The sequence below is a fragment of the Kitasatospora sp. NPDC048239 genome (assembly GCF_043202015.1).
In the GTDB taxonomy this organism is placed as follows: Bacteria; Actinomycetota; Actinomycetes; order Streptomycetales; family Streptomycetaceae; genus Kitasatospora.
Genome location: NZ_JBICZP010000001.1, coordinates 374,123 through 391,423 on the forward strand (window position 1 = coordinate 374,123; position 17,301 = coordinate 391,423).

12 protein-coding genes are annotated in these 17,301 nt (G+C 72.9%); 6 read left to right on the plus strand and 6 right to left on the minus strand.

The features are described from left to right. Window positions 1–48 precede the first annotated feature (48 nt). The 3 genes from ACGFZP_RS01665 to panB form a co-directional block, all read right to left on the minus strand. A complete protein-coding gene (locus ACGFZP_RS01665) occupies window positions 49–861 on the minus strand; it encodes an ABC transporter permease (RefSeq protein WP_392927491.1) in 813 nt (270 codons plus the stop codon). Next, window positions 858–1,880, minus strand: a complete 1,023-nt coding sequence (locus tag ACGFZP_RS01670; protein ID WP_392927494.1) for an ATP-binding cassette domain-containing protein — start codon at window positions 1,878–1,880, stop codon at window positions 858–860. The genes ACGFZP_RS01665 and ACGFZP_RS01670 overlap by 4 nt, the downstream gene beginning before the upstream one ends. Window positions 1,881–2,041: 161 nt before the next feature. Continuing rightward, window positions 2,042–2,911: a 3-methyl-2-oxobutanoate hydroxymethyltransferase gene (gene panB, locus ACGFZP_RS01675; protein WP_392927495.1), complete on the minus strand. Its 870-nt coding sequence runs from the start codon at window positions 2,909–2,911 to the stop codon at window positions 2,042–2,044. Window positions 2,912–3,197: 286 nt separating this feature from the next. Between panB and ACGFZP_RS01680 the strand changes: the two genes are divergently transcribed. From ACGFZP_RS01680 to ACGFZP_RS01690, 3 genes are all read left to right on the plus strand, one after another. Further along, entirely contained in the window at window positions 3,198–4,835 is a 1,638-nt protein-coding gene (locus ACGFZP_RS01680; protein WP_392927498.1) for an MFS transporter, read from the plus strand. Window positions 4,836–4,998: 163 nt separating this feature from the next. Then, entirely contained in the window at window positions 4,999–5,658 is a 660-nt protein-coding gene (locus ACGFZP_RS01685) for a TetR/AcrR family transcriptional regulator (protein WP_392927501.1), read from the plus strand. A 195-nt stretch (window positions 5,659–5,853) separates the two neighbouring features. Beyond that, window positions 5,854–6,924: an endonuclease/exonuclease/phosphatase family protein gene (locus ACGFZP_RS01690; protein ID WP_392927503.1), complete on the plus strand. Its 1,071-nt coding sequence runs from the start codon at window positions 5,854–5,856 to the stop codon at window positions 6,922–6,924. Window positions 6,925–6,960: 36 nt separating this feature from the next. Here ACGFZP_RS01690 and ACGFZP_RS01695 read toward each other — a convergent pair whose 3' ends face one another. After that, window positions 6,961–8,715: an NAD+ synthase gene (locus ACGFZP_RS01695; protein WP_392927505.1), complete on the minus strand. Its 1,755-nt coding sequence runs from the start codon at window positions 8,713–8,715 to the stop codon at window positions 6,961–6,963. Window positions 8,716–8,868: 153 nt separating this feature from the next. Here ACGFZP_RS01695 and glnA point away from each other — a divergent pair, with 153 nt between their 5' ends. Further along, window positions 8,869–10,230, plus strand: a complete 1,362-nt coding sequence (glnA, locus tag ACGFZP_RS01700) for a type I glutamate--ammonia ligase (protein WP_392927507.1) — start codon at window positions 8,869–8,871, stop codon at window positions 10,228–10,230. Between the two features lie 176 nt (window positions 10,231–10,406). Further along, a complete protein-coding gene (locus ACGFZP_RS01705; protein ID WP_392927508.1) occupies window positions 10,407–11,618 on the plus strand; it encodes a hypothetical protein in 1,212 nt (403 codons plus the stop codon). On the opposite strand, the gene ACGFZP_RS01710 is transcribed toward ACGFZP_RS01705, so the two are convergent. Continuing rightward, window positions 11,585–12,745, minus strand: coding sequence for an acyltransferase family protein (locus ACGFZP_RS01710; protein ID WP_392927510.1), 1,161 nt, complete (start codon window positions 12,743–12,745; stop codon window positions 11,585–11,587). The two genes, ACGFZP_RS01705 and ACGFZP_RS01710, sit on opposite strands and share 34 nt — an antisense overlap. A 254-nt stretch (window positions 12,746–12,999) precedes the next feature. Between ACGFZP_RS01710 and ACGFZP_RS01715 the strand changes: the two genes are divergently transcribed. Beyond that, window positions 13,000–16,026: a bifunctional [glutamine synthetase] adenylyltransferase/[glutamine synthetase]-adenylyl-L-tyrosine phosphorylase gene (locus ACGFZP_RS01715; protein ID WP_392927512.1), complete on the plus strand. Its 3,027-nt coding sequence runs from the start codon at window positions 13,000–13,002 to the stop codon at window positions 16,024–16,026. Window positions 16,027–16,105: 79 nt separating this feature from the next. Here the strand turns inward: ACGFZP_RS01715 and ACGFZP_RS01720 are convergent, their stop codons facing one another. After that, complete coding sequence (locus tag ACGFZP_RS01720; RefSeq protein ID WP_392927513.1) at window positions 16,106–17,071, minus strand: phosphatase PAP2 family protein; 966 nt, start codon at window positions 17,069–17,071, stop codon at window positions 16,106–16,108. Between the last annotated feature and the right edge of the window lie 230 nt (window positions 17,072–17,301).

Below are 17,301 nucleotides of genomic sequence, written 5' to 3' on the forward strand. Positions count from 1 at the left end.
CCCCGTCCCAGGGGTCGGCCGGCCTGCCGGATCATGGTGTGCGGACCGTCAGGTCCGCTTGCGGAAGCGGGCCACCGCGAGCGGCGCGAAGACCGCCGTGATGCCCACCGACCAGCCCAGCACGATCAGCACCGGGTGGGCCACCGCGCCCTCGCCGTTGAGCAGGGCGCGGCAGGCGTCGGCGAGTGCCGAGAGCGGGTTGACCTTGGTGAAGGACTGCAGCCAGCCGGGCATGGTGCCGGTCGGCGCGAAGATCGAGCTGCCGAACTGCATCGGCATCAGGACGAGCATGGACACCCCCTGGACGGCCTGCGCGCTCTTCATCGCCATGCCGAGCAGCATCGAGATCCAGACGATCGACATGCCGAACAGCAGCGCGAGCCCGACCGCGGCCAGCACCTCCAGCGGGCCGGTCTTCACCTCGAAGCCGAGGATCAGGGAGAACCCGATCAGGATGGTGAAGGAGACCAGGGACCGGCAGGTCTCCGCGCCGATCTTGGAGAGCAGCACCGAGGAGCGGCCGATCGGCAGGGTCCGGAACCGGTCCATCACCCCGGTCTGGAAGTCGCTGTTGAGGCCGGTGCCGACGGCCATCGCCAGGGTGATCCCGGTCTGTCCGAGCAGGCCGGGGATCAGGTACTGCTTGTAGGCGTCCTGGCCGCCGGAGATCGCGCCGCCGAAGACGTAGACGAACAGCACGATGAAGATGACCGGCATCAGGACGGCGTCGAACATCGACTCCGGGTCGGCCTTGATCCGCATCAGGTTGCGGCGGGTCAGTGCGCCGACGTGCCGCAGGTGGCCGGAGAGCCCGATCCGGGAGTCCTCCACCTTGGCCGGGCTGAGCGTGGCGGTGGTCATGCGACGGGCTCCTTGGCGAGGCTCTGGGCGGGCACCGCGTCGGCCGCGGGCTTGCCGGTGATGGTGAGGAAGACCTCGTCGAGGCTGGGCACCAGGGTGTCGATGTCACTGATCGCGAAGCCGCGGGTGCCGAGCACCCCGACCACGGCGGTCAGCTGCTCGTCGCCGGTGATCGGCACCGAGAGCAGTCCGGTGTCGGCGGAGAAGGTGGCGGCGCCGATGCCGGTGTCGTGCAGGCAGCGGGCCATCTCGGGCAGCTCGGCCGCGTCGGCCGGGCGGACCTGCAGGGTCCGGCCGCCGACCTGGGCCTTGAGCTGGGCCACCCCGCCGGAGGCGATGACCCGGCCGCGGTCGATCACGGTCAGCTCGTGGGCGAGCTGCTCGGCCTCCTCCATGTACTGGGTGGTGAGCAGCACGGTGGAGCCCTCGGCGACCATCCGCTGCACCTCGTCCCAGACCTCGTTGCGGGTTCGCGGGTCCAGGCCGGTGGTGGGCTCGTCCAAGTAGAGGACCCGGGGGCGGCCGATCATGCTGGCGGCCAGGTCGAGGCGGCGGCGCATGCCGCCGGAGTAGGTCTTGGCGACGCGCTTGCCGGCCTCGGTGAGCGAGAAGCGCTCCAGCAGCTCGGCGGCGCGCTCCTTGGCGTCCTTGCGGGAGAGGTCGAGGAGCCGGCCGATCAGGTAGAGGTTCTCGTAGCCGGAGAGCATCTCGTCGACGGAGGCGTACTGGCCGGTGAGGCCGATCGTGCGGCGCAGCTGCTTGGGCTGGCGCAGGACGTCGTAGCCGCCGACGAAGGCGGTGCCGGCGTCGGGCTTGATCAGCGTGGACAGGATCCGGACCAGCGTGGTCTTGCCGGCGCCGTTGGGGCCGAGCACGCCGAGGACGGTGCCCTCGCGGACGGTGAGGTCGACCCCGTCGAGGGCCTTGGTGCTGCCGTAGTGCTTGACGATGCCGCGGACCTCGACGGCGTTGCCAGCGGCGGGTCCCCGGTCGTTCGGGGCGGTGGCGATTCGTGTCATGCCCTCAGGCTGCCCGACCCGGCTGTCAGCGGGCTGTCACCGCCTCCCCGGCCCGGGCGGGCGGTGACAGCCCGCTGTCATCACACTGTCGCGGCGCTGTCAGCAGGCGGGGAGGGCCCCGCACCCGGCGGGTGCGGGGCCCTCCCGGGCGTGCCGACCGGTCAGTGGAAGGTGTGCTCCGGCGCCGGGAAGGTGCCGGCCGAGACGTCGGCGGCGAACTCGCGGGCGGCCTCGCCGAGGACGGCCCGCAGGTTGGCGTACTGCTTGACGAACTTGGGCACCCGGCCGGCGGTCATGCCGGCCATGTCCGTCCAGACCAGGACCTGGGCGTCGCAGTCGACCCCGGCGCCGATGCCGACGGTCGGGACCGACAGCTGCTCGGTGACCTGGGCGGCCAGCTCGGCGGGCACGGCCTCCAGGACGACGGCGAAGGCGCCGGCCTGCTGGACGGCCTTGGCGTCGCGCAGCAGCTGGTGCGCCGCCTCGTCGCCGCGGCCCTGGACGGGGTAGCCGCCGAAGGCGTGCACGGACTGCGGGGTGAGGCCGATGTGCGCCATCACCGGGATGCCGGCCTCGACCAGCAGCTCGATCGAGCGGGCGCTGCGCTCGCCGCCCTCCAGCTTGACCGCGCCGACCCCGGCCTCCTTCATCAGCCGGGCGGCGTTGTGCATGGCCTGGGCGGGCGACTCCTGGTACGACCCGAACGGCAGGTCGGCGACGATCATCGCCCGCCTGGTGCCGCGGACGACGGCGGCGGAGAGCATCACCATCTGATCCATGGTCACCGGCACGGTGGTCTCGTAGCCGAGGTGGCAGTTGCCGGCGGAGTCGCCGACCAGCAGGACCGGGGTGCCGGCCTCGTCGAAGACGCCCGCGGTCAGGGCGTCGTAGGCGGTGAGCATCGACCACTTCTCGCCGCGCTGCTTGGCGGCGGCGAGGTCGCGGACGGTGACGCGGCGGTTGGTGACCCCGCCGTAGAGGCTGGCGGTCGACGCCTGGTTCTGGGCAGGCGAAGGCGAAGAAGCGTTCATCGAACAGGCTCCTGAAGGGTTGTCGTCTCGTGGCGCCGTGCGGCGTCCCCGGATCACCTCCATGCTTGCACGCCTGCGCGCGGGCGCAAAGAGGGGTGCATCCCCTCCGGTGCGATCTGTGGCACACCGCGGGCCGGGCCGGGCCTTTGCCCAAACTTTATGAAACGGAGTCGTCTCGTATCGAAAATCGGGCTACGCTGCTCCAGGGGGTTACGAGACGCCGTCGACTCGAAAAGGCGGCGTGTGCAGACCCGCCAGTGCCACGCCACCACGGACGGGAATTCCAATGACCACCGCAGCCGCGCCACCCCGTGTGCCGGAAGCCATCCACCGCCGCCGCTGGGCGATCCTGGGCACCCTGGTGCTCGCCCTGCTCGTCGTCGTGCTCGACAACTCGATCCTCAACGTCGCGATGAAGACCATCGCGTCCCCGGCGCCGACCGGCCTCGGCGCCAGCCAGAGCGACCTGGAATGGTCGATCAACTCCTACACCCTGGTGTTCGCCGGGCTGCTGTTCACCTCCGGCCTGCTCGGCGACCGCTTCGGCCGCAAGCGCGCGCTGCTGGCCGGCATGGTGGTCTTCGGGCTCGCCTCGCTGCTCTCGGCGCTGGCCGCCTCACCCGGCGAACTCATCGGCTACCGCGCCCTGATGGGCGTCGGCGGCGCCCTCGCGATGCCCGCGACGCTCGCCATCATCATGAACGTCTTCGAGCGCGCCGAGCAGCCCAAGGCGATCGGCATCTGGGCCGGCGCGGTCGGCCTGGCCATCGCGATCGGCCCGATCACCGGCGGCCTGCTGATCGAGCACTTCTGGTGGGGCTCGGTCTTCCTGATCAACGTCCCGATCGTGATCGTCGCCGTCGTCATGATGGTGCTGCTGGTGCCCGAGTCCAAGGACCCCAACCCGGGCCGGCTCGACCCGATCGGCGTGCTGCTCTCGATCATCGGCCTGGTCGCGCTGATCTACGGGATCATCAAGGGCGGCGAGCTCGCCGACTTCACCGCCGCCGGCGCCTGGGTGCCGATGCTGGTCGGCGTGCTGGCACTGGTCGCCTTCGTCTGGTTCGAGCGCCGCACCGCCCACCCCGCGCTGGACGTCACCTGGTTCCGCAACAAGGTGTTCAGCGCCTCCGTGGTCGTCGTCGGCGTGGTCTTCTTCGCGCTGATGGGCGTCTCCTTCTTCGGCGTCTTCTACATCCAGAGCGTGCGCGGCTACAGCGCCCTGCAGGCCGGCGTGCTGATGCTGCCGCTGGCCGTCGCCCAGCTGCTGTTCGCCCCCCGGGCCCGGCTGGTGGTCGACCGCTTCGGCATCCGCGCCACCTGCGCCGGCGGCATGGCGCTGATCGCGCTCGGCTTCCTCGGCTACCTGCTGCTGAACGCCACCACGCCGATCTGGGTGCTGGTCGTGCTCGGCCTGCTGATGGGCACCGGCATGGCGCACGTGATGCCGCCGGTCACCGTCGCCATCATGGCCTCGCTCCCGCGGGAGAAGGCCGGCGCCGGATCGGCGATCAACAACACCTTCCGCCAGGTCGGCGGCTCGCTCGGGGTCGCCGTGCTCGGCGCTGTGCTCTCCACCGTCTACCGGGACGGCATGTCGGACAAGCTGGCCCAGCTGCCGACCGAGGCGCTGCGGGAGAAGGCCGGCGAGTCCCTGGAGGCCACCCTGGCCGTCGCCGGGCGGCTCGGCCCGCAGGGCGCAGGCCTGGTCGGCCCGGCCAACGAGTCGTTCATCAACGCCATGCACGTGGTGGCGGGCCTGTCCGCCGGCATCACCGCGTTCGGCGCCCTGCTGGCCTGGCTGCTGCTCCCCGGCCGGATCGCGGCCGGCGGGCCCGGCGCCCCCGGCGCAGCCAAGCCCGGCGAGCAGCAACAGCCCGATCTGTCCGGACCGGCCCGCGAGCCGGAGGCCGCAGGAGCCTGACCGGCGACCGCGACGGGTGAGAATAGGGGGCCCCGCCTCCCCGGGTGTACCGGGAGGGCGGGGCCGCCGTCCGTGCCGGGCTTCCACCGGGCCGGGACCACGGACGACAATCGAATGAGGACGGCACCGCGCGCCCGCGCGCACCCAGGAGGAGAGAGCGGGGATGAAGACGGACACCACGGTCGTTGCGGCCTATCCCGGCCCGCGCCGGGGCCGCCCCCGCAGCGAGGCGGCCGAGCAGGCGATCTTCGCCGCGGTCGAGGAGCTGATGGCGGGCGGTACGGCCCTGGCCGAACTGACCATCGAGGGCATCGCCACCGCCGCCGGCGTCGGCAAGGCCACCATCTACCGGCGCTGGCCCAACAAGGAGGCCCTGCTGGTGGACATGGTCAGCCGGCTGGAGGCCCCGGTGCCCGAGCCGACCGGCGGCTCCGTCCGGGACGACCTGGTCGCCATGATCGAGTACATGCGGATCCGCGGCCTCACCAAGCGCTCCCGCTGGGTGCTCAAGGCCGCCCTCGGCCAGATGCACAGCTGGCCCGAGCTGCGCACCGCCTACCGCGACCGGGTGATCATGCCGCGCCGGCAGGCGGCCTACGAGCTGATCCGCCGCGGCATCCTCCAGGGCGAGCTGCGGGCCGACCTCGACGAGGACCTGCTCGGCGACCTGCTGATGGGGCCGATCCTGGCCCGCAGCATCCTGTGGGACGACTCCGACCTGGACGACCCCGGGCTGGCCGCCCGGATGGTCGACGCGCTGCTCCAGGGGCTCGGCCCGGTTCCCCATCCGGCCGTCCGGGACCTCCCCGGAGGCGGCCTGTAGCGGGACTGTGACCTGCGGCGTGGCCTGCCTCACCAATCCCGGCCACGCCGGAACCCGCTCCCCGGAGCCCGCGTCTGTCCCGGCATAGGCTGAGCCGGGAATCCGATCAAACCGGCACCAGTCCGGCACGCCGTCCGCCCACCCGGGCGGCGCGGGATCGGACCGGCAGGCGGCACGAACGACGGGAGCCACGGCATGGCACAGGCGGACAGGGCGGACCGGGCGGCGGTACCGGCGGAGGGCGGCAGCGGGCCGGCCACCGCCGGGAGCGCCTCCGGGGGATCCCGCCCGGGCCGCGGCTTCCTGGGCCTGCGGCACTGGGGCCGGGACGACCGCGGCAGCACCACCTGGCGGCGCGGCCTGGTCCTCGCCGTGCTCGCCCTGCTCACCACGGCCCTGCTGGTCCTCCACTCCGAGGTCCCGAACTCCGTCGGCAACCTCGGCAGCCTGCTGGAGACCTTCCTGCCCTGGCTGGGCCTGGCCGTCCCGGTCCTGCTGCTGCCCGCCCTGCTGCGGCGCTCCGCCACCGCGCTGATCGCGCTGCTGGCGCCCACCCTGGTCTGGTTCAACCTGTTCGGCGGGCTGCTCAGCGACAAGGGCGGCGGCGCCGGCGACTGGACGGTGGTCAGCCACAACGTCGCCGCCGCCAACACCGACCCGCAGCGCACGGTGCAGCTGCTGAAGGACTCCGGCGCCCAGATCGTCGCCCTCCAGGAGCTGGCCGGCAAGCCGCTGCGCGGCTACGAGAGCGGACTGGCCGACGCCTACCCTTACCACGAGGTGGAGGGCACGGTCGGCCTCTGGTCGAAGTACCCGATCAGCGGGGTGTCCGTGGTGGACATCAAGATGGGCTGGACCAGGGCGTTCCGCGCCCAGGTCGCCACCCCGCAGGGCCCGGTGGCGGTGTACGTCGCACACCTGCCGTCCGTCCGGCTGAAGGCCGAGGGCGGCTTCACCGTCGACCAGCGGGACGCCAGCGCGCAGGCGCTCGGCGACGCCATCGAGGCCGAGCCGCTGAAGAAGGTCCTGCTGCTCGGCGACCTCAACGGCACCATGAACGACCGCAGCCTGGCGCCGATCACCTCGCAGATGCGCTCCGCCCAGGGCGCGGCGGGGGACGGCTTCGGCTTCAGCTGGCCGGCCTCCTTCCCGATGGCCCGGATCGACCAGATCATGAGCAAGGGCGGCCTCAAACCCACCGACTCCCGCACCCTGGGGCAGGACGGCAGCGACCACCTCGCGATCGCCGCCGACTACCGGTACTGACCGCGGCCGCCCCCGGGTGCCGGGGGCGGCAGCGGGTCAGCCGCGGCGCCAGCGGTTGGTGATCGGCAGCCGGCGGTCCCGGCCGAAGCCCTTCACCGAGATCTTCGGGCCCGGCGGGTACTGCCGGCGCTTGTACTCGGCGGTGTCGACCAGCCGGACGATCCGGTCGACCACGGCCGGGTCGAAACCGGCCGCGACGATGGCGTCCCGGCCCTGGTCGCCCTCGACGTAGAGGTCGAGCACGGTGTCCAGCAGGTCGTAGTCCGGCAGCGAGTCGGTGTCCACCTGGTCCGGCCGCAGCTCGGCGGAGGGCGGCTTGCCGATGGTGTTCTGCGGGATCGGCGGCTGCTCGCCGCGCCGCTCGGCCTCCTCGTTCCGCCAGCGGGCGAGCCGGAAGACCAGCGACTTGTAGACGTCCTTGATCGGCCCGTACGCGCCGACCGAGTCGCCGTACAGCGTGGAGTAGCCGACCGCCAGCTCGCTCTTGTTGCCAGGGGCGAGCACCAGGTGCCCCTCCTGGTTGGAGATCGCCATCAGCAGCGTGCCGCGCAGCCGGGACTGCAGGTTCTCCTCGGCCAGGCCGGTCAGCTCGGTGGCCGCCAGGTAGGCGTCGAACATCGGGGCGATCGACACGGTCCGGAAGTGCAGCCCGGTCCGGCGGGCCAGCTCGGCGGCGTCGTCCCTGGAGTGCTGCGAGGAGTAGCGGCTCGGCATCGAGACGCAGTGGACGTTGCCGGCGCCGACCGCGTCCACCGCGATGGCCGCCACCAGCGCCGAGTCGATGCCGCCGGAGAGGCCGATCAGCACGGACGCGAAGCCGTTCTTGGTGACGTACGCCCGGGTGCCGGAGACCAGCGCGGCCCAGATCTCCGCCTCGTCCGAGATCCGGGGGGCCACCTCGGCGGTCAGCGGCTCGGCCGGCGCCGGCCGGGGCCCGCCGCCCAGCTCGGTGCGGACCAGGTGCAGCCCGTCGCCGAGCAGCAGGCCGTCGGTGTGGTCGCTGCTCGCGGCCGGCAGGTCGAGGTCGAGGACCATCAGGTGCTCCTCGAACTGCGGGGAGCGGGCCAGCACCGCGCCGTCCGGGGCGACCACGATCGAGTCGCCGTCGAAGACCAGCTCGTCCTGGCCGCCCACCATGTTGACGTAGGCCAGCGGGCAGCCCGCCTCGGCGGCGCGGCGGCGGACCAGCTCCAGCCGGGCGTCGTCCTTGTTCCGCTCGTACGGCGAGCCGTTGACCACCAGCAGCAGGCCGGCCCCGGCCTCACGGGCGGCCGTGACCCGGCCGCCGTCCTGCCAGATGTCCTCGCAGATCGCCAGGGCGACGTCCACCCCGTGCAGCCGCAGCACCGGCAGCTGGTCGCCGGGGACGAACCAGCGGTACTCGTCGAACACGCCGTAGTTGGGCAGGTGGTGCTTGGCGAAGCGGGTGACCACCTCGCCCCCGTACAGCACCGCCGCGCAGTTCTGCGGCGAGCCGGCCGGCCGCCCGAACCGCGGCGAGGCGTGCTCGGAGCGCCCGAGGTAGCCGACCACCACCGGCAGCCCGCCCAGCCCCTCCTCGGCCAGCCGCTCCGCCAGCCCGGCCAGCGCGGACCGGGACGCCTCGACGAACGACCCGCGCAGGGCGAGGTCCTCGACCGGGTACCCGGTCAGGGCCATCTCGGGGAACGCGACCAGCTGGGCGCCGGCCTCGAAGGCCTGCCTGGTCCAGCGCACCACCTCATCGCCGTTGCGTGCGATGTCACCGACCCAGGGGTCGGTCTGGCTCAGGGCGAGACGGAGATTGGGCATGTCCCGAGTGTAATCGTCGATCTGACGCGATGTCGTTCGGCCCGGGGGTCGCCACTGCCCTCGGGGCCGGTGATCCGCCATGATGGGGGCAGTCGCTTTCGGGTGGTTTCCGGGCGTAACACGAACGTAAAGAGCAGAGGTGAGACTGTCCCCATGGGCAAGCAGCAGGAGTTCGTGCTTCGGACGCTCGAAGAGCGTGACATCCGTTTTGTCCGACTGTGGTTCACCGACGTGCTCGGGTTCCTGAAGTCGGTCGCGGTGGCGCCGGCGGAGCTGGAGCAGGCCTTCGAGGAGGGCATCGGCTTCGACGGGTCGGCGATCGAGGGATTCGCCCGGGTCTACGAGTCGGACATGATCGCCAAGCCGGACCCGACCACCTTCCAGATCCTGCCGTGGCGCTCGGAGACCCCGGGGACGGCCAGGATGTTCTGCGACATCCTGATGCCGGACGGCTCGCCGTCCTTCGCCGACCCCCGGTTCGTGCTCAAGCGGACCCTGGAGAAGGCCTCCGCCCTCGGGTTCACCTTCTACACCCACCCCGAGATCGAGTTCTTCCTGTTGAAGAACCTGCCGGGCGACGGCACCGCGCCGATCCCCGCGGACCAGTCCGGCTACTTCGACCACACCCCGCGCGGGGTGGGCCACGACTTCCGCCGCCAGGCGATCACCATGCTGGAGTCGATGGGCATCTCGGTGGAGTTCTCCCACCACGAGGGCGCCCCCGGGCAGCAGGAGATCGACCTTCGGTACGCCGACGCGCTCTCCACCGCCGACAACATCATGACGTTCCGCCTGGTCATGAAGGAGGTCGCGCTGGAGCAGGGCGTGCACGCCAGCTTCATGCCCAAGCCCTTCTCCGACCACCCGGGCTCGGGGATGCACACCCACCTCTCGCTCTTCGAGGGCGACCGCAACGCCTTCCACGAGTCCGGCGCCGAGTACCAGCTGTCCAAGGTGGGCCGCTCCTTCATCGCCGGCCTGCTCAGGCACGCCGCCGAGACGGCCGCCGTCACCAACCAGTGGGTCAACTCCTACAAGCGGATCTGGGGCGGCTCGCAGCGCACCGCGGGCGCCGGCGGCGAGGCGCCGTCGTACATCTGCTGGGGCCACAACAACCGCTCCGCGCTGATCCGCGTCCCGATGTACAAGCCCGGCAAGCAGGGCTCCACCCGGGTCGAGGTCCGCTCGCTGGACACCGGCTGCAACCCCTACCTCGCCTACGCCGTCACCCTGGCCGCCGGCCTGAAGGGCATCGAGGAGGGCTACGAGCTCCCGGCCGGCGCCGACGACGACGTCTGGGCGCTGTCCGACGCCGAGCGGCGGGCGATGGGCATCCAGCCGATGCCGCAGAACCTCGGCGAGGCGATCGACCTGATGCAGCGCAGCGAGCTGGTCGCCGAGACCCTCGGCGAGCACGTGTTCGACTTCTTCCTGCGCAACAAGCGCCAGGAGTGGGAGGAGTACCGCTCCGAGGTCACCCCCTTCGAGCTGCGGAAGAACCTCCAGGTGCTGTAGCCGCGGGGCTACGCTGACGTCCGGTCAAGTACCGGAGGGCCCGCCGTCATTCGAATGGATGACGGCGGGCCTCCATTTGGGTTGGCGCGTTCACCGATGGCGGTATGTGAGGGGATTGTGACGTTGGGTTGTGATCCGATAAGCGTGATCCACCCCTCCCCACCTGAGAGGACCTCATGCCCTCCTCCACCGTCAGCCGCGCCGTCGCCGCCCGGCTGCTCGCCCGCCGGATCGGGATCGCGGGGGCGGCCGTCGCCGCCGTCGCCGGTCAGCTGCTGGTCAGCCCCATCGCCGACGCGCGCGGCTCCGGGCCCAAGCAGCCCCAACTGCGCGCCGACACCATCGCCTCGAACCCGATCCCGTTCACGACGCGGTTCCAGGGCGACTTCCACGGGTCGGTGACCCGGATCAGCAACTCGCTGATGACCTGTGACGAGACCCAGCCGCCGGTCGACCCGGCGCAGCCGGCGTGTGTGGACGCCCGGACCGGTGCGGGCAGCCGCCCGATCAACAACAACTACCAGATGAAGTACATCAACATCGATCCGGGCAGCATCGGCCCGCTCGGTGACCCGATCTACTCCGCCAGCTCGGCAGACCTCAACCTGCTGGAGGGCTCCGAGATCAAGTACGCCCGGCTGTACTGGGGCGGGACCCGCGGCATCGGCGACACCGTGCTGCCGGAGAGCCAGATCGACGAGATCTACCTGAAGTTCCCCGGCGAGGGCCAGTACCGCAACATCGCCAACGACCAGCCCTCCATCGGCTACATCACCACCAGCGAGGAGAGCAGCTACCAGGCCTCCGCCGACATCACCGACCTGGTCAAGCAGCACGGCAACGGCACCTACACCGCGGCCAACATGGACTCCGTGGTGAAGCCGCACAGCTGGGGCGGCTGGACGATCGTGGTGGCGTACGAGAACCCGTGCAAGCCGCTGCGCCACATCCACGTGTGGGACGGCTTCCAGGTCGAGCTGCCGGACAGCCCGCCGCGCGAATTCGACCTCACCGGGCTGAAGACGCCGGACACCGGCCCGGTCGCGGGCAAGCTCGGCTTCGTGGTCTACGACGGCGACCTGAAGTGGACCGGCGACACCCTCGCCATGAAGTCCACCAACGGTCCGGTGACGCCCTTCCAGGACGTGAACCACGCGGTCAACGACTCGTTCAACTCCACCATCGAGGAGCTGACCCCGGCCGACCAGTTCGCCCGCAACCCGTACAACCGCAACAACTTCGGCTACGACTCCAACCGGTGGGACATCTCGCCCTACCTGCGCAACGGTGACACCGACATCTCCATCCGGTTCGACACCGACAAGGACGGCTACGACCTGGGCGTCTTCTACGCCTACGTCAACCTGGACGGCTCGCTGGAGGGCTGACCGGGCCTCACCGCCCGGCGCCGCTGCCGCAGCACCCGCAGGCCGGGGTGCGGCAGCGGCGCCGCCGTGTGTGCGGGGCGGCCGCGCAGGGCGCGCTCGCACGGCCGCTCCACCCACCGGTACAGCCCGCCCGCCACCAGCAGGCTCCCGGCGGCCAGCAGCAGCCAGACGCCCAGCAGCGGCGCGCCGGGCGCAGGGCGGCCCGCGGTGCCCAGCCAGCAGCGGATGCCGATCTCGTGCACCAGGTACCAGGCGTAGGACCACTCGCCGAGCCGTACCGCCACCGGGCCGGCCAGCAGCCGCGGCCCGGCCCCGGCGGCGTCCCGCTGTGCGGCGGCCGCCAGCAGCGCGGCGAACAGCGGTGCCGCCAGGAGCTGGGACGCGCTGTAGGGGCCCCACCAGACGGAGTCCGGGGCGGCCGCGTGCCACGGCACCAGCAGCAGGTGCCAGCCGGCCACGGCCGCCGCGGCGCCGGCGAGCGGGACGCGGGGGAGCCGCCCGTGCCGGACGGCCAGCCCGGTGACCACCCCGAGGACGAACTGGGGGGTGCGGGTCAGCGGCAGGTAGTCCAGCAGCCAGCCGCGCACCGCCGGGTCGTCCGGCAGCAGCGCGCCCGCCGCCCAGAGCGCCGGGCCGAGCGCCGCACAGAGCAGGGCCAGCGGCAGCCAGCACCGGCGGCGCGGCGCCAAGGCGCGCAGCAGGAACGGGAAGAGCAGGTAGAACCAGGCCTCCGCTCCCAGCGACCAGGAGGCCGGGTTGCCGCCGAAGACCGTCTCCCGCGCCCACGGGTGCAGCAGCGGCAGCGACCAGAGCGCCGCCGCCAGCGGCAGCGCCGCGCCGATCAGGGCGTCCGCGCCGAGCGACACCGCGGTGCTCAGCACGTGCAGCGGCCAGATCCGGGCGAACCGGCGGCGGGCGAAGCTCCGCAGGGCGGTCGGCGCCCCGTCGTACGTCCAGGCCAGGACGAAGCCGGAGAGCACGAAGAAGAACGTCACGCCGGAGCGGCCGTACCAGGCGAGCGGGCCCAGCACCGGCACCTCGCCCACCTTGCGGGCGAGGTGGTAGAGCACCACCAGCAGCGCGGCCCAGAACCGCAGCCCGGTGAGCGACGGCAGTCGGGCGGGCATCGGCGCTCCGGGAGCAGGCGGGGCTGGACGGGTCGGACGGGGCTGGACGGGTCGGACGGGGCTGGACGGGTCGGCTCCGGTCCAACGAGCCGGGGCCGGCCCAGGACACGCCACCGGACGCGCCACGTCGGACCCGGCGGGTGGTCGGCGCCGGGGCGCGCGGCGCGGAGCGTGGCCGCGTACCCTGCTGGAGGCGGCTCGGACCGGTCGGGAGCGGGCCGCGCGGGCCGCGCAGGCCGGAAGCCGGAGGGGCGATGTCGGTGGAGGATCAGCGGGCCGGGAGCCGGGTCAGCCGGCCGGAGATCAGGCTGGTGCGGCGCGGGTTCACCGACCCGGCGCAGGCCGTCAGGCTGCTCGCCGGGCCCGGTCTGGAGGGGCTGGCCGACGACCCCGTGCTGCTGGACGCGCTCGGCGCGACCGCCGACCCGGACCTCGCCCTGCTCGGTCTCGCCCGTCTGCTGGAGTCCGCCGACGAGCAGGACCGGCACACCCTGCGCGACACCCTCACCACCTCCAAGCCGCTGCGCGACCGCCTGCTCGGCGTGCTCGGCGCGTCCACCGCGCTCGCGGACCACCTGGCCCGGCACCCGCACGACTGGCACGCCCTGGTCACCTTCGAGCTGCGCGACATGCACCCCGGCCCGGACGACTTCCGGCGCGCGCTCGACGAGGGCGTCCGGGGCCATGCCGTCCCCGACCGGCCGGACGCCCTGCGGGTCTCCTACCGCCGCTGCCTGCTGGCCATCGCCGCCCGCGACCTCACCGGCACCACCGACCTCGCGCAGACCGCCGCCGAGCTCGCCGACCTGGCCGGCGCCACCCTGGAGACCGCCCTCGACATCGCCGCCGAGCAGGATCCGGAGGCCGCCCGGTCCTGCCGCCTCGCCGTCATCGGCATGGGCAAGTGCGGCGGGCGCGAGCTCAACTACGTCTCCGACGTCGACGTCATCTTCGTCGCCGAGCCGCAGGAGGGCGTCGACGAGCACGAGGCCGTCAAGGCGGCCACCCGGCTCGCCGCCGCCCTCACCCGGATCTGCTCCGACACCACCGGCGAGGGCACCATCTGGCCGGTGGACGCCAACCTGCGCCCCGAGGGCCGCAACGGCCCGCTGGTCCGCACCCTGGCCAGCCACCTCGCCTACTACCAGCGCTGGGCCAAGACCTGGGAGTTCCAGGCCCTGCTCAAGGCCCGGCCGGTCGCCGGGGACGCCGAGCTCGGCGCCGCGTACCTGGAGGCGCTCGCCCCGATGGTCTGGCAGGCCGCCGCGCGGGAGAACTTCGTCGCCGACGTGCAGCAGATGCGCCGCCGGGTGATCGACTCCATCCCGGCCACCGAGCTGGACCGCCAGCTCAAGCTGGGCCCGGGCGGCCTGCGCGACGTCGAGTTCTCCGTCCAGCTGCTCCAGCTGGTGCACGGCCGCACCGACCCGGCGCTGCGCAGCGGCAACACCCTGGAGGCGCTCGCCGCGCTCTCCGGCGGCGGCTACGTCGGCCGGGCCGACGCCGTCTCGCTGGACACCGCCTACCGCTTCCTGCGCTCGCTGGAGCACCGGATCCAGCTGCACCGGCTGCGCCGCACCCACCTGATGCCCAAGGACGAGGGCGACCAGCGCCGGCTCGCCCGCTCGCTCGCGCCGCTGATCAATGACGACACCCGCGCCGACCCGGTCGCCGCCCTCCAACGCGAGTGGCGGCGGCACTCCGTCGAGGTCCGCCGACTGCACGAGAAGCTGTTCTACCGGCCGCTGCTGGACGCCGTCGCCGAGCTGCCGGCCGGCGCCGCCGGCCTCACCCCGGACGCCGCCCGGGCCCGGCTGGAGGCGCTCGGCTACGCCGACCCGGCCGCCGCGCTGCGCCACCTCGCCGCGCTAGCCTCGGGCGTCAGCCGCAAGGCGGCCATCCAGCGCACCCTGCTGCCGGTGCTGCTCGGCTGGTTCGCCGACTCCGCCGATCCGGACGCCGGACTGCTCAACTTCCGCCAGGTCTCCGACGCGCTCGGCCGCACCCCCTGGTACCTGCGGCTGCTGCGCGACGAGAGCGCCGCCGCCGAACAGCTGGCCCGCGTCCTGTCGGCCGGCCGGCTGGCCCCCGACCTGCTGTTGCGCGCCCCGGAGGCGGTCGCCATGCTCGGCGACCCGCAGGGCCTGACACCGCGCGGCCGACCCGCCCTGGAGCAGGAGATACTGGCCGCCGTCGGCCGGGCCGACACCGCCGCCACCGCCGTCGCCGCGGCCCGCTCGGTGCGCCGCAGGGAGCTGTTCCGGACGGCCGCCGCCGATGTCCTCGGCCGGCTCGGCGACGACCCGGCCGAGGCGCTGGACGCCGCGGGGGAGGCGCTCACCGCGCTGAACGCCGCGACCCTCCAGGGCGCGCTGCGCGCCTGCATCGCCGGCTGGGAGGCCCGGAACGGCGAGCTGCCGACCCGGATCTCGGTGATCGCGATGGGCCGCTTCGGCGGGCGCGAGCTCGGCTACGGCTCCGACGCGGACGTGCTCTTCGTCCACGAGCCGCTGCTGGGCTCGCTGGACCAGGACGCCGCCCGGGCCGCCCAGGCGGTCTGCCACGAGCTGCGCACCCTGCTCGGCGCGCCGTCCACCGAACCGCCGCTGCTGGTCGACGCCGACCTGCGCCCCGAGGGCCGCAACGGACCGCTGGTGCGCACCCTCGCCTCGTACGCGGCGTACTACCGGCGCTGGTCGCACGCCTGGGAGAGCCAGGCGCTGCTGCGCGCCGAGCCGGTGGCCGGGGACGCGGAGCTGGGGGAGCGGTTCCGGCAGCTGATCGACCCGCTGCGCTACCCCGGGGTGGGCGTGCCCGAGCGGGACGTGGTGGAGATCCGCCGGATCAAGGCCAGGATCGAGGCCGAGCGGCTGCCGCGCGGCGCCGACCCGACCACGCACACCAAGATCGGCCGGGGCGGTCTGGCGGACGTGGAGTGGACGGTCCAGCTGCTCCAGCTCCAGCACGGCCACGAGCTGCCCGCCCTGCGCACCACCCGGACCAGGGCGGCGCTGGCCGCGGCCGTGGAGGCCGGACTGGTCGGGAGCGAGGACGCGGCGGTGCTCGACGCGGCCTGGGTGCTGGCCTCGCGGGTGCGCTCCGCGGTGATGCTGGTGCGCGGCCGGCCGGGCGACAGCTTCCCCGCGGAGGCGCGGGAGCTGTCCGGGGTGGCCCGCTACCTCGGCTACGGCGCCGGGCACAGCGGCGAGCTGGTGGACGACTACCGGCGCACCACCCGGCGGGCCCGCGCGGTGGTGGAGCGGCTGTTCTACGACGGCTGAGCGGCCTGCCGGTGCGCGCGCCGGTAACGCCGAAGGGCCCCGCAGACCAGGTCTGCGGGGCCCTTCCACATAGCGGGGGTCAGCGCCGCCCGGCGCCGACCGCGGGCTCGCTCCACTGCTCGGGGACGGTGACCGGCTCCTCCTGCGTGCCCCGGGCCGGTACCCGGGGCAACCGGTAGGGCCAGGAGTGGTAGAGCCAGCGGGCCGCGAGGAAACCGACCAGGAGGCAGAGCTCACCGCCGACGGCGTCCATCCAGAAGTGGTTGGCGGTCGAGACGATCACCACCAGGGTGGCCAGCGGGTACAGCAGCCCCAGCACCCGGACCCAGGCCCGGCGGGCCAGGAAGAAGATCGCCAGACCGCACCACATCGACCAGCCGATGTGCATCGAGGGCATCGCCGCGTACTGGTTGGAGACGTGCGTCGCGGGCCCGGAGGCCATCGAGCCCCAGGTGTTGTGGACCTTCAGGGTGTCGATGAACCCCCCGTCGGTCATCAGCCGGGGCGGTGCCAGCGGGAAGAAGTAGAAGCCGACCAGCGCGATGCCGGTGGTGACGAACAGCACCGTGCGGGCCGCTGCGTAGCGGCCCGGATGGCGGCGGTAGAGCCAGACCAGCACGCCGATGGTCACGATGAAGTGCAGCGTCGCGTAGTAGTAGTTCATCCCGACGATCAGCCACGAGGCCTTGTCGACCGCGTGGTTGACCGAGCGCTCGATCGCGACGCCGAGGCTCTGCTCGAAGTCCCAGATCCAGGAGGCGTGCTTCTGGGCTATCGCCTCCTGCTCGGGCACGGCGTTGCGCACGAGCGAGTACACCCAGTAGCTGATCCCGATCAGGGCGAGCTCGAACCAGATCCGCGGCCGGGTCGGCGAGCGGCGCTGGTCGCGGATGCGGCTGCGCAGCGCGGCCGAGCGGGACTGGGCGACACGGGTGGCTCCGTCGGGCATCCGGCCGGGCTCGGCCGGGCCTGCTCCGGAACCGCCACCGTGCGCCGCGCCGGCGCGCTCGGCGCCGGTCTGCTGGATCTCGGTCGGTTCCCCCATGGACGAGAAGTCTGCCAGACGTCCCGTAGCCGTCTGCTCATCCTCTGGAAGTGGATTCTTCACCGGATGTCCCCCTTGAGGGTTAGGGGGCGACTCCCACCGGGGTAGGGGGTGCTGTCTGGTCTGGTACGAACCGGCGGGACGGGCATACGTCCCATTGTCACGCCGAGTCGATCGGGCGGCGCAAGCGGGGGGTCGGGCAGTGCCGCGGGGCCGGGTTTTCCCGGCAC